At 43.5% G+C, this 22741-nt stretch carries 19 protein-coding genes and 1 tRNA gene; 13 read left to right on the top strand and 7 right to left on the bottom strand.

Annotated features, from left to right (window positions below; all coding sequences use genetic code 11):
• Nucleotides 1-31: 31 nt before the first annotated feature.
• The gene (locus tag FPZ42_RS05800; RefSeq protein WP_146269511.1) at nt 32-2398 is read left to right on the top strand and encodes a prolyl oligopeptidase family serine peptidase; all 2367 of its coding nucleotides are present in this window, start codon (nt 32-34) and stop codon (nt 2396-2398) included.
• Between the two features lie 42 nt (nt 2399-2440).
• Here FPZ42_RS05800 and FPZ42_RS05795 read toward each other — a convergent pair whose 3' ends face one another.
• Entirely contained in the window at nt 2441-3364 is a 924-nt protein-coding gene (locus FPZ42_RS05795) for a DMT family transporter (RefSeq protein ID WP_146269510.1), read from the bottom strand.
• Nucleotides 3365-3448: 84 nt separating this feature from the next.
• Between FPZ42_RS05795 and FPZ42_RS05790 the strand changes: the two genes are divergently transcribed.
• From FPZ42_RS05790 to infB, 5 genes are all read left to right on the top strand, one after another.
• Nucleotides 3449-3916 (top strand): Lrp/AsnC family transcriptional regulator, encoded by a 468-nt coding sequence (locus tag FPZ42_RS05790; RefSeq protein WP_146269509.1) that lies wholly within the window; start codon nt 3449-3451, stop codon nt 3914-3916.
• 7 nt (nt 3917-3923) lie between these two features.
• Nucleotides 3924-4346 carry a hypothetical protein gene (locus FPZ42_RS05785; RefSeq protein WP_146269508.1) on the top strand — a complete coding sequence of 141 codons (423 nt, stop codon included), beginning with the start codon at nt 3924-3926 and terminating at the stop codon, nt 4344-4346.
• A 129-nt stretch (nt 4347-4475) separates the two neighbouring features.
• Nucleotides 4476-4940: a ribosome assembly cofactor RimP gene (rimP, locus tag FPZ42_RS05780; protein WP_146269507.1), complete on the top strand. Its 465-nt coding sequence runs from the start codon at nt 4476-4478 to the stop codon at nt 4938-4940.
• Nucleotides 4941-4949: 9 nt separating this feature from the next.
• Complete coding sequence (nusA, locus tag FPZ42_RS05775) at nt 4950-6185, top strand: transcription termination factor NusA (RefSeq protein WP_146269506.1); 1236 nt, start codon at nt 4950-4952, stop codon at nt 6183-6185.
• 58 nt (nt 6186-6243) lie between these two features.
• Nucleotides 6244-9165 carry a translation initiation factor IF-2 gene (infB, locus tag FPZ42_RS05770; protein ID WP_146269505.1) on the top strand — a complete coding sequence of 974 codons (2922 nt, stop codon included), beginning with the start codon at nt 6244-6246 and terminating at the stop codon, nt 9163-9165.
• A 189-nt stretch (nt 9166-9354) separates the two neighbouring features.
• Here the strand turns inward: infB and FPZ42_RS05765 are convergent, their stop codons facing one another.
• Nucleotides 9355-11793, bottom strand: coding sequence for a TonB-dependent receptor (locus tag FPZ42_RS05765; protein ID WP_261382230.1), 2439 nt, complete (start codon nt 11791-11793; stop codon nt 9355-9357).
• Nucleotides 11794-11933: 140 nt separating this feature from the next.
• On the opposite strand from FPZ42_RS05765, the gene FPZ42_RS05760 reads away from it, so the two are divergent.
• On the top strand, nt 11934-12590 hold the full coding sequence (locus tag FPZ42_RS05760) for a metal-dependent transcriptional regulator (protein ID WP_146269503.1): 657 nt from the start codon (nt 11934-11936) through the stop codon (nt 12588-12590).
• Nucleotides 12591-12645: 55 nt separating this feature from the next.
• On the opposite strand, the gene FPZ42_RS05755 is transcribed toward FPZ42_RS05760, so the two are convergent.
• Nucleotides 12646-13122 (bottom strand): Lrp/AsnC ligand binding domain-containing protein, encoded by a 477-nt coding sequence (locus FPZ42_RS05755; protein WP_146269502.1) that lies wholly within the window; start codon nt 13120-13122, stop codon nt 12646-12648.
• A 152-nt stretch (nt 13123-13274) separates the two neighbouring features.
• Between FPZ42_RS05755 and FPZ42_RS19130 the strand changes: the two genes are divergently transcribed.
• Nucleotides 13275-13386 (top strand) — tRNA-Asp (locus FPZ42_RS19130).
• A 366-nt stretch (nt 13387-13752) separates the two neighbouring features.
• Here FPZ42_RS19130 and FPZ42_RS05750 read toward each other — a convergent pair.
• On the bottom strand, nt 13753-14340 hold the full coding sequence (locus FPZ42_RS05750) for a porin family protein (protein WP_146269501.1): 588 nt from the start codon (nt 14338-14340) through the stop codon (nt 13753-13755).
• Nucleotides 14341-14519: 179 nt separating this feature from the next.
• Between FPZ42_RS05750 and FPZ42_RS05745 the strand changes: the two genes are divergently transcribed.
• The 4 genes from FPZ42_RS05745 (at nt 14520) to FPZ42_RS05730 (ending at nt 17621) form a co-directional block, all read left to right on the top strand.
• Nucleotides 14520-14735, top strand: coding sequence for a hypothetical protein (locus FPZ42_RS05745; RefSeq protein WP_146269500.1), 216 nt, complete (start codon nt 14520-14522; stop codon nt 14733-14735).
• A gap of 60 nt (nt 14736-14795) precedes the next feature.
• Nucleotides 14796-16529 carry a S41 family peptidase gene (locus FPZ42_RS05740; protein ID WP_146269499.1) on the top strand — a complete coding sequence of 578 codons (1734 nt, stop codon included), beginning with the start codon at nt 14796-14798 and terminating at the stop codon, nt 16527-16529.
• Between the two features lie 134 nt (nt 16530-16663).
• Nucleotides 16664-17197 (top strand): hypothetical protein, encoded by a 534-nt coding sequence (locus tag FPZ42_RS05735; protein ID WP_146269498.1) that lies wholly within the window; start codon nt 16664-16666, stop codon nt 17195-17197.
• 151 nt (nt 17198-17348) lie between these two features.
• Nucleotides 17349-17621, top strand: a complete 273-nt coding sequence (locus FPZ42_RS05730) for a hypothetical protein (protein WP_146269497.1) — start codon at nt 17349-17351, stop codon at nt 17619-17621.
• Between the two features lie 62 nt (nt 17622-17683).
• On the opposite strand, the gene FPZ42_RS05725 is transcribed toward FPZ42_RS05730, so the two are convergent.
• Together FPZ42_RS05725 and FPZ42_RS05720 are read right to left on the bottom strand one after the other, a co-directional pair.
• Nucleotides 17684-20299: a zinc-dependent metalloprotease gene (locus FPZ42_RS05725; protein WP_146269496.1), complete on the bottom strand. Its 2616-nt coding sequence runs from the start codon at nt 20297-20299 to the stop codon at nt 17684-17686.
• An 88-nt stretch (nt 20300-20387) separates the two neighbouring features.
• Nucleotides 20388-21458 carry an aspartyl protease family protein gene (locus tag FPZ42_RS05720; RefSeq protein WP_186458692.1) on the bottom strand — a complete coding sequence of 357 codons (1071 nt, stop codon included), beginning with the start codon at nt 21456-21458 and terminating at the stop codon, nt 20388-20390.
• A 10-nt stretch (nt 21459-21468) separates the two neighbouring features.
• Here FPZ42_RS05720 and FPZ42_RS19125 point away from each other — a divergent pair, with 10 nt between their 5' ends.
• The gene (locus FPZ42_RS19125; RefSeq protein WP_186458691.1) at nt 21469-21639 is read left to right on the top strand and encodes a hypothetical protein; all 171 of its coding nucleotides are present in this window, start codon (nt 21469-21471) and stop codon (nt 21637-21639) included.
• 79 nt (nt 21640-21718) lie between these two features.
• On the opposite strand, the gene FPZ42_RS05715 is transcribed toward FPZ42_RS19125, so the two are convergent.
• Entirely contained in the window at nt 21719-22738 is a 1020-nt protein-coding gene (locus FPZ42_RS05715) for a YihY/virulence factor BrkB family protein (protein WP_146269494.1), read from the bottom strand.
• Nucleotides 22739-22741 lie beyond the last annotated feature (3 nt).

Genomic DNA, 22741 nt, shown 5'->3' with positions numbered 1-22741 from the left:
AGTGCTAAATTGCAGCGGCTAACTTACTCACATGAAACAGATATTTACCCTGTTGTTAGTTTTAACAGCATCAGGTACCATGGCGCAAAACCTTGCGCCGCTTACAGTAGAAAAAATAATGCGCGACCCAAAATGGATGGGAATCTCTCCCTCAGATATCCATTGGAGTGCTGATAGTAAAAAGATCTATTTCGATTGGAACCCCGACAAGGCAGTCCGCGATCAAACTTACGCTGTAACACCAACTGATCTAAAGCCTCAAAAGGTGAGTTTAACGGAGCGCCGGGATATGCCTGCAGATGGTAAATGGAACCGCTCGCACAGCATGGAGGTATTTGAAAAGGGCGGCGACTTGTACCTCTATCAGCTTTCAGGAGGCAAAACCATGCAATTAACCAATACCACAGAACGGGAGAGTGCGCCAACCTTTAATACGGATGAGACAGCGATAATTTTCACCCGTGAGAATAACCTTTACTACTTAAAACTTGCCAAAGGCGAACTGATACAACTTACAAACTTTGTAAAAAACGCAAGCGACAAGAAGCCTGCAAAAGATAACGAGCAAATTGCCTGGTTAAAAAAGCAGCAACTGGAGTTGTTTGATGTAATAAAGAAAGAGGCAAAAGACAAGAAGCTGGATTCAGTTGAGCGGGCAGAAAACGACGGTGACAAATTAAAAGAGATTGTTATCGGCGATAAACGCGTAAACTTTCAGCAGGTCAGTCCGGATGGCAGGTATATTACCTATCGTTTAACACAAGCTGCGGAAGGCGCAAAAAGTACCATTGTTCCTAACTATGTAACGACATCAGGTTTTACAGAGGACATCCCAAATCGTACAAAAGTAGGCGCACCGCAGCAATCAAGCGAGTTATTTATTTTTGATGTAAAGCGCGATAGTGTTTATAAAGTGATCACTAAAGACATCCCCGGAATAAAAGACATTCCTGATTTTTATAAGGATTACCCTAAGGAGTTAGCAGCTCTGAAAAAGGCCGATGCCGACCGCAAAGTTGACCTGGTAGGCCCTTACTGGAGCCCCGACGGAAAATACGCCATTGTTAACGTAGATGCACAGGATAATAAAGACCGTTGGCTGATGAAGCTGAATGCCGAGACCGGTAAACTGACCTTGTTAGACAGGCAGCACGATGATGCCTGGATAGGCGGACCGGGCACCGGTGCATGGTTCGGCAACAGTACCTTAGGTTGGATCGACAACACGCATTTTTATTACCAAAGCGAGGCAACGGGCTACTCACATTTGTACGTTGCCGATGTTGCCAACGGCACAAAAAAACAGCTGACAGCAGGTAGATGGGAAGTGCAAACGCTGCAGATCTCTAACGATAAAAAATCGTTTTACTTCACCGCTAATATGGAGCATCCGGGGATTACCCACTTTTATCGTATCCCGGTAACAGGTGGTGCCCCGGCAAAACTCACAGGCATGAAGGGGGGTAATGAGGTTACCCTATCACCAGATGAAAAATGGCTGGCCATACGTTACTCTTTCTCCAGCAAACCATGGGAGCTTTATGTGCAGCCTAACAAGGCTGGTGCAAAAGCGGTACAGGTTACCCGTTCAACCTCGCCTGAATTTGACTCTTATGCCTGGCGCGAGCCGGAAGTGATCAGCTTTAAAAACCGCAGCGGTAAGGATATTTATGCCAGGGTTTACGTACCTAAAAACGCCGATCCTGCCAAGCCTGCCGTAATATTCGTACATGGTGCCGGTTACCTGCAAAACGTGCATTACTGGTGGAGCAGCTATTTCCGCGAATATATGTTCAATAACCTACTGGCAGATAATGGGTACACGGTGATGGATATCGACTACACTGCCAGCTCGGGATATGGCCGTGATATTCGTACAGGTATTTACCGCCACATGGGTGGCGCCGATCTGGACGACCAGGTAGATGGCGCTAAACTACTGGTTGAGAAATACGGTGTAAATGCTAAGCACATCGGTATGTACGGCGGCTCTTACGGTGGGTTCATGACGCTGATGGCTATGTTCACCAAGCCGGATGTTTTTGCTGCAGGCGCAGCGCTCCGTTCAGTTACCGATTGGGCACATTACAACCATGGTTACACATCAAATATCCTTAACGAGCCATACACTGATGAAAAAGCCTACCGCGAAAGTTCTCCTATTTATTTTGTGGATGGCTTAAAAGGCCGCCTGCTGATGTGCCATGGCATGGTAGACCAAAACGTGAACTTTCAGGATATTGTGCGTTTAAGTCAGCGGTTGATAGAGTTGCACAAAGAAAACTGGGAATTAGCCCCTTACCCGGTTGAGGACCATAGCTTTGTACAACCCAGCAGTTGGACGGATGAGTACAAACGTATCTTTAAATTATTCGAAGAAACTTTAAAGAGTAAATAACAGCAAAGCCGCAATCCAAATTGCGGCTTTGCTGTTTATGAATTATATACTTGCCCCTGCCGAAGTATTGGTTTTCTTCATGGAGAGAATAAATACCGTTGCAATGATGAGCAGCGCACCAATCCAATCCATAAATTTAAAAGACAGGCCCAATATTACTACAGAAATGAGTGTTGCCGAAAGCGGCTCTGCCGAAGTAAGTACGCTGGCTTTTTGTCCGCCAATAAGGTGTACAGCTTGCAGATACAAGTAAAAAGGGAACAATGTGCCGAATATCACTACAAATAACGTGTTGGCATAAGTATAAATGTCCCACACGCCATCCGGCCTCCAGGGCGCTTTAACAAACGAAATGGCAACGCCGCCAATGAACAGTCCCCAGCCGATAACACTTACCGCGCTAAACTTTTTAAGCAGTGGCACGGGTAATAGTGTATAAGTAGCCAGGCTCACCGCCGATGCCATACCCAAGCCAAAAGCCAGCGGCGAAATATTTAAAGCCCTTAGGTTACCGTGCGTTACTAACAATATTGTCCCAAGCACGGCTAATGAAATGGCAAGGTACTCCTGCTTTACCAGGCGTTGCCCGTGGCGTATGGCAAGATAGATAGCGATCATCACCGGGGCAGAGAATTGCAGGATGGTTGCCGTAGCTGCATTAGAAAATTTAATGGCAGCAAAGTAGGTGTATTGTACGGTGAGCATCCCAAAAATGCCAAACATCAGCAGTTTGCTGCGCGATGGCTTATCCAGCCAGATGTTACGCACATCTTTGTCCTTCTTAGCAAGAGCAAATACCAATAACAGCCCGCCTGCCCCTAACATCCTTACAGACATTAGCCATTCAACGCTTATCTCTCTTTGCTGAAATAAAAATTGTCCGCATGTACCGGATATACCCCAAAGCGTAGCTGCTACCACAGCCATCATTATCCCTTTGCGGGTGTTGTTAGTTTCAATTGCCATGGCGCAAAAATAAATTGACAAACGTGCATTTTTTCATCAATTTTGAACTGTTTATGCAATTTTATTTCATATTTTAGCGGTTAAATGGAACTTTTAGACTCTTTAGATCATAAAATACTCGAAATACTGCAATTGAATAACTTAACATCGCAGCGCGAGATAGGCAATAAGATAGGGCTTTCTGCACCAGCTGTGCAGCGGAGGATAACCCGCATGCGCGAACTGGGCGTTATAAAAAAAGACATCGCCGTACTCAATCCGGAACACCTGGGGCAACTTATTACTATTGTTGTGCAGGTAGAGATGGAGGCCGATAAGGTAGAGATGGTCACCAAAACCAAACGCAAGTTTGAGCAAACGCCGCAGGTGCAGCAATGCTATTATGTAACCGGAGAAGCAGATTTTATGCTGATAGTAGTGGTAAGCAATATGAAAGAGTATGAAAAACTTACGCACGAATTGTTTTTTAATAACCCCGGCATACAGCGCTTTAAATCATCTATTTGTATGGATATTGTTAAAAGCGGCTTGGCCCTGCCGGTTCCCAAGTAATTATGATATGAAGATCTTTTGTTTGTTTTTGTTGATCTTATTAACCGCTTGTTCCCGGCCACAGCCGTCAACATCGAGGATCAGCTTATTGCTATCGCCCAATCACCGGTCTGTACAGTTTAATGGTTTAGATAAGTTGGTCATAGGAGAATTATCGAGAGATACCAATACCAAGGTATGGCAAAGCCTTGTGCCGGTTTACGCTATGCCCGCAGATACCGATCTCAAAAGTTATCAGCCGATACAGCCAGGTAGATACGAGGTAAAGGATTCGATCATTACTTTTACACCGGATACGCCTTTCGTAAAAGGAAAAACATACTTTGTGCGTAACTATCAGCTTGATGCAGCCAATCATCTGTCAGACTATATACGGGGCGGTGCCAAAGTTGGCTCGCGTAAATACATCGATTTGATTTTTAAGCCCTAAGGCTTTGAAATTATCTTGAAACATGTTATATTTGCATTGAAAATTAAAAAAGAGGGGGCGATTAGTCCCCTCTTTTCTTTTATCGATCAATTTTTCCTGGCGTAAAAACGGGACGAAAACACAACGATAATGAATATTGAAAAGCGAGTAACAGAGCTGGTTGAAGAGAAGTTAGCAGAGTTGCCCAACATCTTTCTGGTTGATGTAAAGATGCACCCGAACGGTAAGTTGATGGTGTTGGTAGACGGAGATAGCGGTGTAGGAATTGCCGATTGTGCAGCCATCAGCCGCCATGTTGGCTTTCATCTGGAAGAAGAGAATGTAATAGAAAATGCCTACAACCTTGAGGTATCATCGCCCGGAGTAGATGCGCCGCTGAAGTTGACAAGGCAATTTACCAAGAACATTGGCCGCAACCTGAGTATAAAAATGGATGACGGCACTAAACGTGAGGGTAAACTAATTGCTGCAGGCGATGAAGCTATACAGATAGAGGAGACCATAAAGCAAAAAGGAAAAAAAGCAGAAATTGTGGAAAGCACAATCCCGCTTTATAAAATAACAGAAACAAAAGTTTTAATATCATTCAAGTAATAAGAGAAGATGAGCAATATTAATTTAATTGATTCTTTTCAGGAGTTTAAAGACTTCAAGAATATTGACCGCCCAACCATGATGAGCGTACTGGAAGACGTTTTCAGAAGCATGATCAGGAAAAAATACGGCACAGACGAAAATTGCGACGTAATTGTAAACACCGACAACGGTGACTTAGAGATATGGCGCACGCGTGCCGTAATGGAAGATGGTTTTAGCGAGGATGATGACCTTGAAATTGAACTGGCAGAAGCACACAAAATTGATCCTGACCTGGAAGTTGGCGACGATTTTATTGAGCAGATCACTTTAGAAAGTTTTGGCCGCCGCGCTATTTTGGCAGCACGCCAAACATTGGTTTCAAAAATTCTGGAATTGGAGAAAGACGAGATCTTCAAAAAATATAAAGACCGCGTTGGCGAAATTGTTACCGGCGAAGTTTACCAGGTTTGGAAAAAAGAAACCTTGGTACTGGATGATGAAGGTAATGAGTTGCTGCTTCCAAAAACCGAACAAATTCCTGCAGACTATTTCAAAAAAGGCGATAGCGTACGTGCTGTAGTAAGCAAGGTGGATATGATGAACAGCAACCCCAAGATCATTATTTCACGTACTGCCCCTGAGTTCTTACAGCGTTTGTTTGAGCTTGAGGTGCCGGAAATATTTGATGGGTTGATCACTATCAAGAAGATCGTTCGTGAACCGGGCGAGCGTGCAAAAGTTGCCGTTGAGTCTTACGATGACCGTATCGATCCGGTTGGTGCGTGTGTGGGTATGAAAGGTTCGCGTATCCATGGTATCGTTCGCGAGTTGAAGAACGAGAACATTGACGTAATTAACTACACCAATAACATACAATTGTACATTCAGCGTGCCTTATCTCCGGCAAAGATCACTACAATTAAGCTGGACGATGAGAAAAAAACCGCTGCAGTTTACTTAAAACCAGATCAAGTGTCATTAGCCATCGGTCGTGGTGGCCATAACATAAAACTGGCAGGTAAATTGACAGGCTATGAGATTGATGTTTACCGTGAGGCAGATGAGCATGATGAGGATGTGGACATCGAAGAATTCTCAGACGAAATTGATAGCTGGATATTAGACGAGTTTAAACGTATTGGTTTAGATACGGCAAAATCGGTATTGGAGCTATCTGTTGGCGAATTGGTTAAACGTACCGACCTGGAGGAGGAAACGGTAAAAGAAGTTTTATCAATTCTGCAGGCTGAGTTTGAATAAAACCGAATAACAAATTAAAAATCGTATTTTTGCGATAATTAGAGAGAAAATTTAATAAATGTCAGAAGACAAATCCATAAAATTAATTAAAGCGGTAAAGGAACTTAACATTGGTATGGGTACCATTGTCGACTTTCTTGGATCAAAAGGTTACAAAGTAGAAAAGCAGCCTATGGCCAAGTTAGATGGCGAAATGTACAACGTGCTATTGAAGGAATTTGCTGCTGATAAAGTTATTAAGGAGGAGGCCAAACAGATCAGTATCGGAAAGATCAGGAAGGAGGAAGCCCCTGCGGCTCCCGAGCAGCGCCCTGCAGAGCAGCGCCGCAACCGTGATTTTGAGAACGAAGAGATACTGATCAAAAATGCAGGCCAGTTTACTTCGACGCCTGCTGAAAAGCCAAAAACGGCAGCTCCTGCAGAGGAGAAAGCCGAAGAACGTAACGAGGCGTTACCGGGCGTTAAGGTAGTTGGTAAGATTGACCTTAATAATTTGAACAAGCCGGCTGCGAAGCCTGCCCCGGAAACAAAGCCCGAGCCCGTTGTTGAACAGGCTCCGGAAGCTCCTGCTGCACCTGTTGCTGAGAAAGCACCGGAGGTTGAGAAGCCACAAGCAGCTGAACCCGCCCCTGCACCTGTTGTTGAGAAAGCCGTTGAGGTTGAGAAACCGAAAGCGCCTGAACCTGCACCAGTTGCCGTAGCCGAGACGCCTGCACAAACACCTGTTGCAGAAGTTGCTGAAGATGATGAAGTGATCCGTGCCAATGCTGAGCGCCTTTCGGGCCCTAAGATCATTGGTAAGATACAATTGCCTGTTGAGCAGCCAAAACGAGGCGGCCCGGTGGCATCATCATCCAATGCGCAAAGCAACGCCGATCAAAAACGCAAACGTAAGCGTAAAGAAGGTGGTGGTAACCAACAGCAACCGCTTAGCGGCACCATCAATCCAAATCGTCCGGATTTCAGGAACAGGCCGCCGCAACCGCAAGGTGGTGGCAACGCTAACCGTCCCGATTTTAGGAATAACAGGAATGCGCCGCCTTCAACACCAAAAGAAGAACCTTCAGAAAAGGATATACAAGACCAAATTAAGGCAACCCTTGCACGCTTAAGTGGTGCAGGTAAGTCTGGTAAGTTCTCACAGCGCGCTAAGTTCCGTCGCCAAAAACGTGACGACGTAGCTGCAACTGCTGAAGAACTGGCAATGGAACAGGAGCTTCAATCGAAAATATTGAAGGTTACCGAGTTTGTTACGGCAAACGAGTTAGCATCAATGATGGATGTTCCGGTTACGCAGATCATTGGTACTTGTATGAGTCTGGGTATGTTCGTGTCTATCAACCAGCGTTTGGATGCAGAAACCCTGAGCATTGTTGCTGATGAGTTTGGCTACCAGGTTGAGTTTGTGAAACCACAGGACGAAGAAGCTAACCTTGATCAACCGGATGATCCGGAAGACCTGGTTCCGCGCTCTCCTATCGTGACCATCATGGGCCACGTTGACCACGGTAAAACATCATTGCTTGACTTTATTCGCAAAACCAATGTTATTGGTGGCGAGGCAGGTGGTATAACCCAGCACATCGGGGCTTATGAAGTAACCCTGCCGGAGAATAAAGGAAAGATCACCTTCCTGGATACACCGGGCCACGAAGCGTTTACCGCTATGCGTGCACGTGGTGCACAGGTTACAGATATTGTTATCATCGTAATTGCTGCTGATGACAGCGTGATGCCGCAAACCCGCGAGGCTATAAACCACGCGCAGGCTGCCGGTGCACCTATCATCTTCGCATTTAATAAAATTGATAAACCGGGTGCCAATGCCGATAAGGTGCGCGAGCAGTTATCAGGTATGAATATCCTGGTTGAAGAATGGGGTGGTAAATACCAAACCCAGGAAATCTCTGCAAAGAGCGGCTTAAACATCGACCTGTTGTTAGAGAAAGTATTGCTTGAAGCAGAGTTGTTAGAACTAAAAGCTAACCCTAACAAACGTGCCGTTGGTACCGTAATTGAAGCCGCCTTAGATAAAGGCCGCGGTATTGTTACCACTGTATTAGTACAGGCCGGCCGTTTAAAAGTGGGCGACCCTATATTAGCAGGTTGCTACAGCGGCCGTGTTAAAGCATTAACCAACGAACGTGGCCAGCGTGTAGAATCTGCAGGCCCGTCAACACCGGTACAGGTATTGGGTATGCAGGGCGCACCAACCGCGGGCGACAGGTTCAACGCACTTGACAGCGAGCCGGAAGCACGTGAAATAGCTAACAAACGCCTTCAATTACAACGTGAACAAGGCCTGCGTACGCAGAAACACATCACGCTGGATGAGATCGGTCGTCGTTTGGCTGTGGGTAACTTTAAAGAACTTAACGTTATTGTTAAGGGTGACGTGGATGGTTCAATCGAAGCGTTATCAGATTCATTGCTGAAACTATCTACAGAACAGATACAGGTTAATATCATCTCTAAAGCAGTTGGCCAGATCTCCGAGTCGGACGTCTTGCTGGCATCAGCATCAGATGCGATCATCATCGGTTTCCAGGTTCGCCCATCGCAAAATGCGCGTAAACTGGCCGAGCAGGAACAGATCGACATCAGGTTGTACTCTATCATCTACGACGCGATCAACGAGATCAAAGCGGCGATGGAAGGTATGCTTGCACCAACGTTTGAAGAGAAGATCGTTGCTAACGTTGAGATCCGTGAGACATTCAAGATCAGCAAGGTAGGTACTATTGCAGGTTGCATGGTGTTAGATGGACAGATCAACCGCAACAGCAAGATCCGTATTATCCGCGATGGTGTGGTAGTACATACCGGTGAGCTGGCTTCATTGAAACGTTTTAAAGACGATGTTAAAGAAGTTAAGCAAGGTTACGAGTGTGGTTTGAATATTGCCAACTACAACAACATTGAAGTAGGTGACATAGTTGAGGCATACGAAAACGTAGAAGTAAAACGTAAACTGGCATAAGCCGGGTTAACAGATAAATGGAAAGGACGGCTAAACAGCCGTCCTTTTTTGTTTAAATTTTTTTTGCCTTTCAAATTCCCTCGCTACATCCGCCAATTGGCGGATGATAATCGCGCAGGCTCGTGTCAACAAACTATGTCATTGCGAGCGATAGCGTGGCAACCTCCTCGCAATGACATTTTGATACATCTAAAGCGTAAACACTACCTTAAAACTCACATTCCTTCCCATATTATAGATTCCCGACCGGCCATTGGGTGAAGCAGTGTAATATTCAAAATATTTTAAACGATTGAGGTTAGATTGATAAGCCACATCAAACAGATTATCTGCCTGGATAAATAACTCGCATATCGGTTTGCCTGATTTCCGTTTGATAGTTGAACCCACACCTGCATGTGCTAAAGTATATCCAGTGGTGGGCGTTTCGGTATCGTTTAAGGCGTAGAAACGGTTTTGCGCCGCGAAAAAATCCAATCCTGTTCTTAACCAGAATTTGGAGAACCATCCCAAACTGGCATTCCATTTAAATTTAAGATCAGACTGCCAATGCAAAGGAGGAATGAAGGGGAGATACTTAGCTGCGCCGTTACTTTGTTCAATAAGCTTTTGGTTTTTATTCAACCCAATTACATAAGCCAGGCTATTATCAAACTCAACCCATTTTGTAGCCTGCGGATGCAGATTAAATGTAAATTCTGCACCATATAAACGCGCTTTTGATTGCTGGTACTGGTAAGTGGTATTGCCGGGGACGATGATTACCGGGTTTCCGTTCTCATCATTCAAGCGCGATTGGTAAATGTAATTCTCTATGTTGTTGTTAAACACTTCCAGCGCAAGGTCTGCGTTTTTTAAGTAGGCAATAAAGCCAAGGTCCTGCTGCAGGCTAAACTCCGGTTTAAAGTTTCGGTTACCCAGGTAAACAATATGTGCACCGGGGTCGAGGCCATTACTGCCTATCTCGGTAATATTTGGTGCACGGTAGCCCCGGGCAATATTTGCCTTCAACAGCACGTGTTCACTAATGTTATAGGTAAACCCTAAACTGCCGGAGATGCCGTAATAATTATGGCTGAATGCCGGAAACTGCAATTTCCCAGCCGGGTCACTGGCCGATACCTTCTGCTCAAAACCGTTAGTGGGGTTTGATCCCACATAAAAATCATTCCAGTTGATGTGTCGGGTATCATAACGGATCCCCCCGGAGATATCTACTTTGCCAAATGTCTTCTTGGCGAAGGCGAAGGCTCCGATATCAAATAACCCATAATCGGGGATGGGAAAATCTGTTGCATCCTTGCTGGCATTGTTTTGATAGATGCCGTTAAGGCCGAAAGATGTTTCCCAACCATGCCAGACCTGCGGACTGTAGCGAAAATCGTAATTAATGGTATTTAGCGTTACATATAATCCTGGCTGCTCTGGCTGCGTTGGATGGTTATATTCGCGACGAACGCTTTGCTGCCAGCCCAACGAAGTTGAAAAGATGCCGCTGCCGGCTTTTATCTCTGTTTTATTATATATACGATAATGTTGTATATGCTGGTGCAAAGGCGTAATACCGTATGAGGTAAGCCATTTAACAGGCGCAAAAGGGCGGTTCTTAATATCGTCATTTGCCCCCTCTGCTACCTGTATCGTAAACCTGCGGGTAAGCGAGTCGCGGCTACCATCTGGTATTTCCTGCTTGTTGTTATAAGCTGCAGCACTGAACTGTGAGTACCCCCAGGGTTTATCAACCCTTGCCATACCGGAGAATATATATTCCTGGTAAGCGGTATTGTAAACATAACCGTCTACCTTATTGTAATAGTTATGAGCCGTTTTGCCGGTTGCCCAAAACGCGTACTTCCAGTCGTTTTTTTTGTAGGCTAAGCCAAGCGAGGATGCTATAAGGCCGTTGTTGGTGTGGTATTCCGTCGTCCAATCCCCGTTAAGTTTGCCGTTCTCTCCGGCCGGGATGTACGGGATCAAGTTGATCACACCCGCCAGTGCATCCGACCCATAGGTTAAACTTGCAGGTCCTTTTATTACTTCAGCGCGGGCCATGGCATATTGGTCAACCTCAATACCGTGTTCATCGCCCCATTGCTGGCCTTCCTGGCGTATACCATCGTATAAGGTAAGCACCCTGTTGTATCCCAATCCCCTGATAAATGGCTTAGATATGTTGGGCCCGGTAGTTACGGCCGTTACGCCGGGCACGCCTTTGGTAATCGCATCTATGATGTTGGTGTTTATGCTTTGCTGTATTTCTTTTCTGGTGATAACCGCAATGGGAACGGGATTGCTGCGGAGCTCGGTAGCGCGCGATACACCGGTAACAATCACCTCGCTGAGCTTTGAGCTTCCCTCTTGCAATTCGGCGTTTTGGATAACGGTATCGCCTGATATTTTTACCCGGATGTGCTTTGCAAAATAACCAATGCTTGAGCATACCATTACGTATTCGCCGGGCTTTATGCCAGCCAGCTTAAATATGCCATACTGATCTGTAGTGCAGCCATATGACGTTCCTCGCAGGCTGACTGAAGCATAAGCAAGCGGATTGCCGGAAGCAGAAATTGTTCCCGTTAACACGCCGTTTTGTGCGTAAGTAGTGGCAGACATTAAGAATGAAGACAAAATTATTAAATAACGCATCGAATTATATTTTGAACAAACATATATATTAAATTTAATATGTTAAATAAATAAAATTAGGTAAGGCTAATTTTATTTATAACTGTAACTAATTGTTTATGTTTGTATAAGCAGATAAAAAAATGAACACCCTTTCAGAAGAGAACTATTTAAAATGCATTTATCGCCTTTGGCAGGACAAGGGACAGAAGATATCACCTACGGCAATTGCAGATGCACTGGGCAATAACCCGGCATCGGTTGTAGACATGATAAGAAAGCTTACCGATAAACAACTGATCAGCTACGACAAAAAGAAAGGCGTTGAATTAACCGCTCAGGGCCAAAAAGATGCAACCATGATCGTTCGTCGACACCGGTTATGGGAGGTGTTCCTGCTGGAGAAGCTGGGATATCATTGGGACGAGATACATGATATAGCCGAAGATCTTGAACATATAAAAGATGCAACACTTGCCGATAGACTGGATAAATTTTTGGGCTTCCCGGAATATGACCCTCATGGGGACCCTATTCCAAAGGCAAACGGAAAAATGGCCAAACGCTACTCTACCACCCTGGCTGATGTAAAAGTTGGCGGCAGTTGCCGTGTTGTAGCCGTTAGGGATACTACAAGTCAATTCTTACAATACCTACAGAAGCTTAGCATCAATATAGGCACCAAAATACAACTGCTGGAAAAAATCACCTTTGATAATTCGCTGGTGATCAGTATTAATGGAGAAGAGCCTAAGACAGTTTCCCAAAAATTTGGAGAGAGCCTGTTGATAGATATGTAAACGGAAAAAGCCATGGCGACTGACCATGGCTTTTTTGTATAGGAAACCTGTATACTTAATCTAAACTTATCTGGCGCTTAATGCTTTCTTCCAAAGAGATGAAAGTTTCGGTACGTTGTATACCGGATACGCTTTGGATCTGCTCATTCAACACCTCGCGCAGGTGGTTGGTATCATGACAAACAATTTTCGCAAATATGCTCCAGCTGCCGGTGGTGTAATGCAATTCAACAATTTCCGGTATCTTCTTCAGTTGTGCCACTGCATCGTTGTATTGAGAACCTTTTTCAAGAAATATGCCCAGGAAAGCGGTAACATCATAACCAAGTTTTTGCGGATTAACCTCAAGACTTGCTCCCTTTATCACTCCCATCTCCTCTAATTTCTTCATGCGAACATGGATGGTACCACCAGAAACGATCAGTTCTTTAGCAATTTCTGTATAAGGAGTGGTAGCATTCTTCATTAAGATGGATAAAATCTGTATATCCAGATTATCAATTTCTAAATTTTGAGGTTTCCTGTGAGGCATAATTTTAAATATCTTTATTTATAGACAAGTTTAATTAAAATAAAACTAAAAATAAAAATATTTTGTTGAAATATTTGCAAGGAAAAGACATGTCCGTTACTTTTGTATTAAGCAATTGACAGTTGCCGACCGTACTTTAAAATAAAAAACATTGTTGGGTGGTGAAATTTTTGGCAGACACACCTCCTTGTCCCGGTGGCGGAGAGCATAGGAAACCCGAAGCGGGCTAACTACTCCTTGAAGGTTCGAACCCTTCCCCAACAGCTATTAATAAGAAAGTACAAAGTTTTTGAATTTTGACTTTAAACTTTTGAATTAATACAATCCTGTAGGATGGTGAAATTTTTGGCAGACACACCTCCTTGTCCCGGTGGCGGAGAATAATGGGAAACTCTTAGCAATAAGAATAACCACTCCTTGAAGGTTCGACCCCTTCTCCTACAGCTCTTCTCATAATTTAGGTTTATAATTGGTTAGTAAAAGCTCCTGCCCATCAGGAGCTTTACTTTTATAAGAAGATTTCTAAAGCATTCAATTAAGTTATTAATGACATGATTGAAGTAACAAAACAGCAAAGCCGCGACGTATTATGCCGCGGCTTTGCTCATTATACAATAAGACACAGATCCGTTAGAAAAACTTAAAGCCTACACTCAAAGCCCACAGGTTTTGGCGCTGGCCAAAGTTTTGGTTTATCTTGGTAAGGCCACCTTCATATCTAAAATCAGCTGTAATATGCCCGATATCAATACCCGCACCGGCCTGGAAACCCAATGTGCTTTTCTTATAATCACCAAAATCGTTATACGCACCACTCACGTTATCGCTAAAACTCTGGTTTTTATCAAGCAGATAGCTGTAAACGGGGCCTGCCATCACTCTAAAATTGAGGTTGTCTCCGCCCCAGCCTTTACCTACCAATAGCGGTAAGTTAAGGGATGTGAAAGTTACTTTACCGTTTGCGGTAGTTGTGCCGTTGTTATTATTAAAATCAAATTTACCACCGCTGCTGCCCAGGTAAAGCTCGGGCTGTAAATACAATTTGCTGCCAAAACGCGCAAAAGCCCCTACCTGGTAGCCCGTTACTGATGATTCACTTACATTATCGGCGTTGATCTTTGAAAAATTGATGCCTGCTTTTGCGCCCAGCGAGAATTGGGCTTTGGCGCTAAACGCCGCTGCTAAAATAATAGCAAAACTTAAAAGGTACTTTTTCATAGTTGTTAGTTTTAATTACCGCTTATGCCATTGCTTAGGCAGTCTAACCTGTACGTAAAGCATAATTGGTTGTTGGTAAAACGTTTTGATGCGCATTTATGTTAAAAGTTTAACGCGATGCAACATCTTAAACGTTAAGCGGTGCGTTTTTTATATTTTTGCTTCAACAAATTCTTTTTATGGCAGAGATCACTATAAGCGATAAGGACTGGAAGCGCGTTAAAATAAAGCTTCAGCGAAAATACAATCACCTTACCGACGAAGAACTACAATATACCGCAGGCCAGGAAGACAGCCTGATAAACCGCATAGCAGAACTGGTGAACCGCGACAGGGAGTACGTGGTTTTCACTTTAAAAAAAGCGCTTGTAAATATTGATACTAACAGGCTGTAAAAACAGTTTATAGTAAAAAGTCGTTCGGCTTTTTATATATTAGGGTTCATGCGCTTACCTATGAAGGAAGAACGTACATTAAATCGATTAAAAAAACCTGCGCTTTGTGTGGGTGCCTTAGGCTTAGCTATAGGGCTATGGAGCTTTCAGGACGATCTCTTTCAGATATCAAAGAACCTTGATGTATTTGCATCGGTATATAAAGAGGTAAATCTTAATTACGTAGATGACATTAACTCGGCCAAGCTGGTAAAAACCGGTGTTGATGCTATGCTTGATGGCCTTGACCCATACACCGAGTTTGTACCCGAGTCTGAAGTAGAGGATTACAAATTACACTACGTTAGCACGCAGTACGGCGGCATAGGTGCAGGAATTTTCCTGAGGGATAACAAAGTATTTATCTCTGATATCTTTGAGGGATTTGCTGCGCAAAAAGCAGATATACGCCAGGGCGATCAGTTACTTAAGATTAATGACATTGACCTTGCCGGCAAAACCAACGATCAGATAAGCACCCTGCTCAAAGGTTCAAAAGGAGCTGCTGTTAAGCTTTTACTAAAACGCGGCGAAGAAGCGCCCGTTGTTAAAAACATTGTTAGGGATGAGATAAAACAGCCAAACGTAGTTTATTACGGCATGGTTGACGGCAATATGGGCTACATTAAACTGAATAAGTTTTTAGAGAACTCTGCCGATGAAGTAACCACAGCATTAGTAGCGCTTAAAAAGAACAATCCCAACGGCATTATTCTCGATCTTCGTTCAAATGGTGGCGGTATCTTACAGGAAGCTGTAAAAATTGTTAATCTTTTCGTAGCAAAAGATGTACTGGTAGTGTCGCAAAAAGGAAAGATAAGAGGGAAAAATTTCAGCTATAATACCGTGGCTACACCAATGGAACCTAATTTACCTCTCGTGGTGGTGGTTAATGGTCGCTCGGCTTCAGCATCAGAGATCACGGCAGGAGCGTTACAAGACTTGGATAGGGCTATTGTGATCGGTCAGCGCAGTTATGGCAAAGGCCTGGTGCAGCAAACGTTTAATCTTCCTTATAATAGCCTGGTGAAGATCACGGTTGCAAAGTACTACATTCCATCTGGCAGATGTGTGCAGGAACTTGATTATGCCCACCGTAAAGACGATGGTAGTGTGATCAAGGTAGCAGACTCATCCATCCACGAGTTTAAGACCCGTAATGGCCGTTCTGTTTATGATGGAAGCGGTATCTATCCGGATATCCCGGTAAAGCAGGAGCGCTTTGCTAACATCACCTCAACACTGATAAGCAAGTTATATATTTTTGATTATGCAACCTTATATCGCACCGCTCACCCGCAGCCAATTGATCCAAAAACTTTCAGGCTGACGGATGCTGATTATGCAGATTTCACCAAATACCTGCAAGGCAAAAATTACACTTACACCCCGGTATCTGAAAAGATATTAAAAAATCTTAAAACTGAAGCTACAAAAGAAAAACAGTTTACCCAGATACAGGCAGAGTATGATGCTTTGAAAGCCAAGATGGCAAGCAACAAACAAAGCGACCTGCAGATGCATAAGGATGAGATAAAGCAGGTGCTGGAAAACGAGATATCATCCCGCTATGCTTATGAAAAAGGCCGTTACGAAGCCAACTTTAAATACGATAAAGAGTTGGCAGAAGCTGTAAAAACCATGCAAAGCAAAACCCAATTGGCATCTATCCTAAAAGGTGAAGGGAGCTTTAAAGTGATAGGTAAACCAGTGTTGGCAATGGCCGGTAAAAAGGAGAAGGAAGACAACGACTAAAAGAATAAAGTGCTTTATAAAGGGGTGGCGTATAACACGTTACCCTTTTTGTTGTTAAATGGTGTTGTAACATCGATGCTACAAACTAAACCGTTTATTTAGCGTTAAGTCATATCTACAAAATCTATACAGATATGAAAAAGATGATTTTAGCAGCGGCGATATTTTTAAGCTGCGCAGCATACAAACAAGACGCAAAAGCGCAAATTAGTTTAAACATTAATATAGGCAGCCAGCCTGATTGGGGCCCCGTTGGCTATGATCATGTAGATTACTACTACTTGCCGGACGTTGGTGCTTATTATGATGTACCTGCTCACCAATATGTATATTACGATGATAATTCATGGGTACGCAGAGCATCTTTGCCAAGCAGATACAGCAATTACAATTTGTACAATGGCTATAAGGTGGTAATAAACGAACGCCAGCCCTGGTTAAGCGACAACGTGTATCGTACTAAGTACGCGGGTTACCGTGGCCGTGGCGGACAGTCGATCATTCGTGATAGCCGGGATGTAAAATACCGTGATCATTGGATGGCCAATAAAGAAAGGCAGGCTTATCACAAAGAGATACAACGCGATCGCAAAGATGCCCGTAAGGACTACAAAGAATATCGTAAAGATGTAAAACGATATGAAAAAGACCGCAAGCACGGACATTAATTTATTAAGAGTTATATAACAGAATTAAGGGTTGCCATAATAGGCAACCCTTAACTTTTACACTGCAGATACTAACCTTTGTTTAAAAAGGTTAGTCAAATTATACAACCTTTGGCACGGATTTTCGTTGAAAGACAAAAACATTTAACCTATGGATAATTTGAAAGGAACGCTGCATGCACGTGTGCATAAGTGGATGGATGCTATCGGCTTCAGGCTCAATGCATCACAAACGAGCGGAAAGAGTAAAGTGACAACCAATCATTATTTCTTTGAAACCTTTAATTTTTTTGAAAGGGAAAAAGATAACGACCATTCAAAGGCTAGGTTTCTGTGCTTTGATATGTATGGAGAGAAAATGAATGTTAAAACCCTGCTCGATCTTCAGACTGCTTTTTTCGACAATATAAGTCAGTTAAAATAGATGTGTAAAAAGAAAGCCGCCAGTATAAACATGGCGGCTTTCTTTAATTTGAGCGTCTGCATTTACCACGTTTGTGGCCAGCAGTTGTTATCCTGCTTAGGTGCGGCATCGTCTGTTAAACGGCCCGGCATACCGGCAGACATATTTACCACAGGGCGCGTTGGGTTAAGTGCCTCCTTGATACGCAGGCGCAGATCTGCATAATGTGCTGCAGTAAGAGCATCTCCACCAGCAGGCAGGCTCTTGCTTATCTTAGCCAACTCTACACGAACCATAGGCCTGATATCTGATAAGGCAATATTTATAGGTGTCATCCCCATGTTAGCAAGTTGTGCAGGCGGTACACCCGGGAAGCTACGACTTGCATCATCATTAAGCAGATTTTTAAGGTTATCTACATAGCTGCGTTGCAGGTTACGTTTAAACTCATCCGGTTTTACTTTACCAAATATACCTGTACGCAGGTCATCAAACAGGTTATTTACGGTGTAAGCATTTAAGCCATTCTTTGATTGGTTATCATACATACGCGCCAAACGTGAAGGGTTAAGCACATTAGCAACAGCGTTTACCTGCACCGCCTTAATGCGATTTAAGGTTACACCGTTATCAAATTTACCAAGCTCTTCGCGGTTTACCAGCCAGGTTGGTGTGGTAAATACCTGCTGGTCTAAGAACATGACCGCATCGTGCTGCAGGTTTTTATTGACGAACCCATAAACCGGACCTTTCTGATCGTAGGTTTTAAAGTTTTCGTTCATGCCGCCTATGTTTGTAGTTACGTGACCAATGTAACGATTGTACTGGCCAATAACTTCGTTGTATAATGTCTCAACATCATCATACTCTTCGCCTTTTTGGTAGGTCCATTTCTCAATGTTTGGCAATATGCGTTTTAGGTTAGCAATACCATAGTTGCTTGCTTTCATAGCGTTATCGCCCAAGTCCTCGTTTTGCAGGCGCGGATCGATAGATGTACCCTGGCGGCCATAGTAATAAAGCGGGTTGCCTGCTTTAGCCTTAGTCCAGGTATCAAGCGTTTCCTTTTCCTGCTGGGCCGTTTTATTGCCCGGGAAGTAGCTGTAACCCCATTTGATAGACCACAAGTCGTACTCGCCAATTTGCGGATACAGGTGTGTTACGCCATCGCCTGGTTGGGCAATATAATTAAAGCGCGCATAGTCCATAATAGATGGCGCTGTACCATGCTTAGCAGTAAAGGTTTTAGAGCGTAAAGAATCAACCGGGTAAGCATAGCTCGATCCAAAGTTATGTGGCAAGCCAAGCGTGTGGCCTATTTCGTGTGATGACACAAAGCGGATCAGTTCGCCCATTTGTGCATCAGTAAATTTAGCCATGCGTACGTTAGGGTTAACCGCTGCGGTTTGGATGAAGAACCAATTACGTAGCAGGCTCATTACGTTATGGTACCATCCTACGTGGCTTTCCAGTATCTCGCCCGTGCGGGGGTCTGAAATGTGCGGACCATAAGCATTTTGCACGTCTGAAGCAAAATAGCGGACTACGCTGTAGCGCGCATCTTCTGTACTAAACTCGGGATCTTCTTTTGCTGTTGGAGCTTCTTTACCAACTATGGCATTTTTAAAACCTGCGGCTTCAAAAGCTTTGTTCCAATCATTTATGCCTGCAATTAGATATGGCACCCATTTCTTCGGCGTAGCCGGATCAATGTAGTAAACTATCTGTTTCTTAGGTTCAACCAATTCGCCACGGGCGTATGCGGCCTCATCTTTTGGCTCAAGTTTCCATCGGTGGATATATGCGGTAACCTCAGCTTTTTGAGCATCGGTGCCGTAGTCAACCTGCCGCTGCCCAAAGTAGCCGATGCGTGAATCATTTAACCGCGCTTTCATCGGCGTTTTAGGCAACAGCAGCATAGAAGTATTGAACTCAAAAGTTAACGCTGCATTGCTATTATCTGTCGGCGATTCGCCTGCACGGAAGGTTTTAAGTGTACGAACCTCAAGATTTATAGGGAAGCTCTTTACAGTATCAATGTAAGAACGGCTGTTATCTATACCGGCTAATTTGTACTGTTTTTTTATTGCATCCGGAGCGCTGATGGCAGCGATATCTCCGTTGTAGAAATCGGTAACGTCAATCAAAACACCAGTAGTGTCTTTGTTGTACGCTTTGATGTCAAAGGCAGCCAGAACAGCATCAAGATTTGAGTTTTTTACAGATTGGTACATGTCTGATGTGCTATCAGCCCGTACAGAGTAGCTTGGCACACGCACAAATACCTGTTTATCATGGCGCTGCCATTTCCAAACCTGATCGTTAACTTCTTCGCCACCATACTGCTGGCCAAATGATTTTAAACCAACCGGCGTTTTTACAAAGCGGGTTACCACCAGCATTTCGCGGTTTAAAAGGCTATCAGGTATCTCAAAGTAATACTTACCATCTACTTTGTAAGTGGTGAAAAGGCCTGTATCGCCTTTAGTTTTACCAACAAGATCGCTGAATTTTTTGATGCCTTCTTTTTTACCGGCACCAACGGTTGCAGTTGCTGTAGCGCTACCGCCTGGGGTTGTAGTAGTTTTTAAGGTAACAGTGCTACCGGCCTGCTTTTTTGTGGCACATGATGATGCCAATGCCGCCGCCGCGATAGCTGCTACCTGTACATACGTTTTTAAACGCAGAGAGGTGGTCATGTTTTAATTAATTAGGGTTTTAGTAAAGAGTAAAAATATCTATTTATTCAGATATTAAGCGCAACATATTTATTACCAAAGCCAAATATTAAAACTGGCGTCTAAGATTAATAACAACCCTATCCCGGCGCCCATCATGAAAAACTTCGAGCAGCAAACTTTTACCCGGAGTTTTAAAAAAATTATCTATTTCTTCGGTCGTCATCCTGGCTACCGGTTTAAAATTTATCGAGAGGATCTCGTCACCTGCCAGCATGCCAATATCATCAGCTGCCGACTTTGGAGCTACCCGAGAAACTACTACACGTGAAAGATCTTTTCCAGCTAAGTAATATTCTATCCCGCTCATATCATGTTCAAACGGGGCGCTGAATGTTTTACTGGGTTTTATATACATGTAACCATTAGTATAGTCTAACCCGATATTAAACTTTTTTAAGATGTCCATGCCAATATTGCCATCCCGGGCCACAACAGATCTTGATTGATAATCGGCTGAGGGGAAAGCTGTGATGACATTCTTAAGTTTATATTTACCTAATTCGACGCCTTTTATGCGGCTTAAGTAGCCGGATATCGGCCCGTTTAACGCTATCCCTAAATTTGCAGGGAAGGCATTTTTGGGCAGACCATATTTTTTGATCATATTCTCTATCGAGATAGGATGCCCCGCCCCAAGGTCGATTACAAATTTGTTAAAAACCGCCGTTCCATCAGGCATGGTAACATAGGTTTGCAGGTATGGTTTATGTTCTTCTATAGTGATAGGTATCTTTTGGCTTCGCTTTAGCGGTTTCAGCTCATTGGGCCTGTAAACGGTTAAAAGGCTGTCGTTAAAATTGATGTTGACGCCCAGTGAATTAAAAAACTCGTAACCAAGCAAGCCATGAATAGGCATACCAATATGCCCCGAAAGATCAAACAAATCGGTCTTCAAAATCGCGGCAGCAACACCGTTACTTACCAGGCCGTCTATCCCGATATTTAAGGCTGGGGTAATAATGGCTTCAGAGGCATCTGCATCTCCCAATCCATTTAAGCGAATGAACCGGGATGGTACGATATTAAGCGTATCAATTAAGGTATGGTCGGTAATGATCATTAGACCAACACCGGTATCCAATATAAAGTTAAATGGCCCCTTGTTATTAATGCGCATTTTAACAATAATGGCATTGCGTATCATCTTAAAGGGCACGGTTACTTTTTTCCTGCCGGGTTCAAGTGTGAAGTACTGGGCACTTGCAAACTTAAAAGCACACGAGAGCAAGGCAGTAATAAAAAGGGCCTTTATGCAAACACTTATGGCTCTCCCGGCTAACACTGGTAATAATTGGTAATGCTAAATCTACATTTAAAATTTGTAAATTAAACATTGCCTCTTAGCGTTATGTCGGCTTCAACATTTAGGAGAAAAATCTATTTTTTGTCTTCCTCTTCAGTATCGCATTTAAGTTTTCCCTGTAGCTCGGGGTTTTGAACAGGTATTGTATTTAATCTCCGCTCAACCTCGGTTTGTTGGATAACAACCGCATATTCTGCAGGTTCAATATGGCTACCTTTTGCTTCGGCATAAACTTGTGTAAATTCTGCACCAATGTATAAGATGGCCGCAGTGTAGTATATCCAAACCAGGATAACGATAATAGAGCCCGCGGTGCCGTAAATCGAACCTTGTGCAGTAAATTGAATATAAAGACTAATGATATATTGGCCAATGATGAATAATATGGCTGTAAATATAGCGCCCGAACGCACATCTTTCCACTTGATCTTAACATCAGGCAAAACTTTAAAGATGATGGCAAAAAGCACAGAAATAACCAGGAGAGTAATCCCGAAATTGACAGCGAAAATAAACGTTTCGCCGACAACATTGGCAATATCTTTACCTAATAACCTGGGTAAATAGGCCACCAGTTTGTCGCTTATAGCACTGATAACAATGTTCACCAATAAAGACGCAAGCAACAAAAATCCTAAACTCACTATTAGAGAAAATGATAAAAACCTGTTTTTAAGCAGTTTTACCCAGCCTCTTTTTGGTTTGGCTTTTACACGCCATATGGTATTCAGCGAATCTTGTATCTCTACAAAGATACTGCTGGCACCCAGCAGCAACGTTGCTATACTGATCACAAGGCCAATACCGCTTTTCCCGGTAATGTCCTGAGATTGAATAGTTTTTTGGATCTGCTGTATACCGTCTTTTCCTATGTATTGTTGAATTTGATCATAAAAATCCTGGCGATAGCTGGGGTCTTTTAAAAATATACCGGCTAAAGACAATATCAATAAAATAAGCGGGGCAAGCGAAAAAATGGTATAGTACGCTAAAGATGCGCTTAGTTTTAACCCATTATCATCAGAGAAACCACTAAAGGTAGCTAAGATTACTTTCCAAAGTTGTTTGAAATATTCTTTACTAAAAACTTTCATGTC

The sequence above is a fragment of the Mucilaginibacter achroorhodeus genome, assembly GCF_007846095.1.
Taxonomy (GTDB): Bacteria; Bacteroidota; Bacteroidia; order Sphingobacteriales; family Sphingobacteriaceae; genus Mucilaginibacter; species Mucilaginibacter achroorhodeus.
This window is presented reverse-complemented; position numbering and strand designations above follow the sequence as displayed.

Excerpts from the sequence above, each read along its gene's own strand:
- FPZ42_RS05800 (WP_146269511.1), top strand. The coding sequence starts at position 32 with ATGAAACAGATATTTACCCTGTTGTTAGTTTTAACAGCATCAGGTACC.
- FPZ42_RS05795 (WP_146269510.1), bottom strand. The coding sequence starts at position 3,364 with ATGGCAATTGAAACTAACAACACCCGCAAAGGGATAATGATGGCTGTG.
- FPZ42_RS05790 (WP_146269509.1), top strand. The coding sequence starts at position 3,449 with ATGGAACTTTTAGACTCTTTAGATCATAAAATACTCGAAATACTGCAA.
- FPZ42_RS05785 (WP_146269508.1), top strand. The coding sequence starts at position 3,924 with ATGAAGATCTTTTGTTTGTTTTTGTTGATCTTATTAACCGCTTGTTCC.
- rimP (WP_146269507.1), top strand. The coding sequence starts at position 4,476 with ATGAATATTGAAAAGCGAGTAACAGAGCTGGTTGAAGAGAAGTTAGCA.
- nusA (WP_146269506.1), top strand. The coding sequence starts at position 4,950 with ATGAGCAATATTAATTTAATTGATTCTTTTCAGGAGTTTAAAGACTTC.
- infB (WP_146269505.1), top strand. The coding sequence starts at position 6,244 with ATGTCAGAAGACAAATCCATAAAATTAATTAAAGCGGTAAAGGAACTT.
- FPZ42_RS05760 (WP_146269503.1), top strand. The coding sequence starts at position 11,934 with ATGAACACCCTTTCAGAAGAGAACTATTTAAAATGCATTTATCGCCTT.
- FPZ42_RS05755 (WP_146269502.1), bottom strand. The coding sequence starts at position 13,122 with ATGCCTCACAGGAAACCTCAAAATTTAGAAATTGATAATCTGGATATA.
- FPZ42_RS05750 (WP_146269501.1), bottom strand. The coding sequence starts at position 14,340 with ATGAAAAAGTACCTTTTAAGTTTTGCTATTATTTTAGCAGCGGCGTTT.
- FPZ42_RS05745 (WP_146269500.1), top strand. The coding sequence starts at position 14,520 with ATGGCAGAGATCACTATAAGCGATAAGGACTGGAAGCGCGTTAAAATA.
- FPZ42_RS05740 (WP_146269499.1), top strand. The coding sequence starts at position 14,796 with ATGAAGGAAGAACGTACATTAAATCGATTAAAAAAACCTGCGCTTTGT.
- FPZ42_RS05735 (WP_146269498.1), top strand. The coding sequence starts at position 16,664 with ATGAAAAAGATGATTTTAGCAGCGGCGATATTTTTAAGCTGCGCAGCA.
- FPZ42_RS05730 (WP_146269497.1), top strand. The coding sequence starts at position 17,349 with ATGGATAATTTGAAAGGAACGCTGCATGCACGTGTGCATAAGTGGATG.
- FPZ42_RS05725 (WP_146269496.1), bottom strand. The coding sequence starts at position 20,299 with ATGACCACCTCTCTGCGTTTAAAAACGTATGTACAGGTAGCAGCTATC.
- FPZ42_RS05720 (WP_186458692.1), bottom strand. The coding sequence starts at position 21,458 with ATGCGCATTAATAACAAGGGGCCATTTAACTTTATATTGGATACCGGT.
- FPZ42_RS19125 (WP_186458691.1), top strand. The coding sequence starts at position 21,469 with ATGGCATTGCGTATCATCTTAAAGGGCACGGTTACTTTTTTCCTGCCG.
- FPZ42_RS05715 (WP_146269494.1), bottom strand. The coding sequence starts at position 22,738 with ATGAAAGTTTTTAGTAAAGAATATTTCAAACAACTTTGGAAAGTAATC.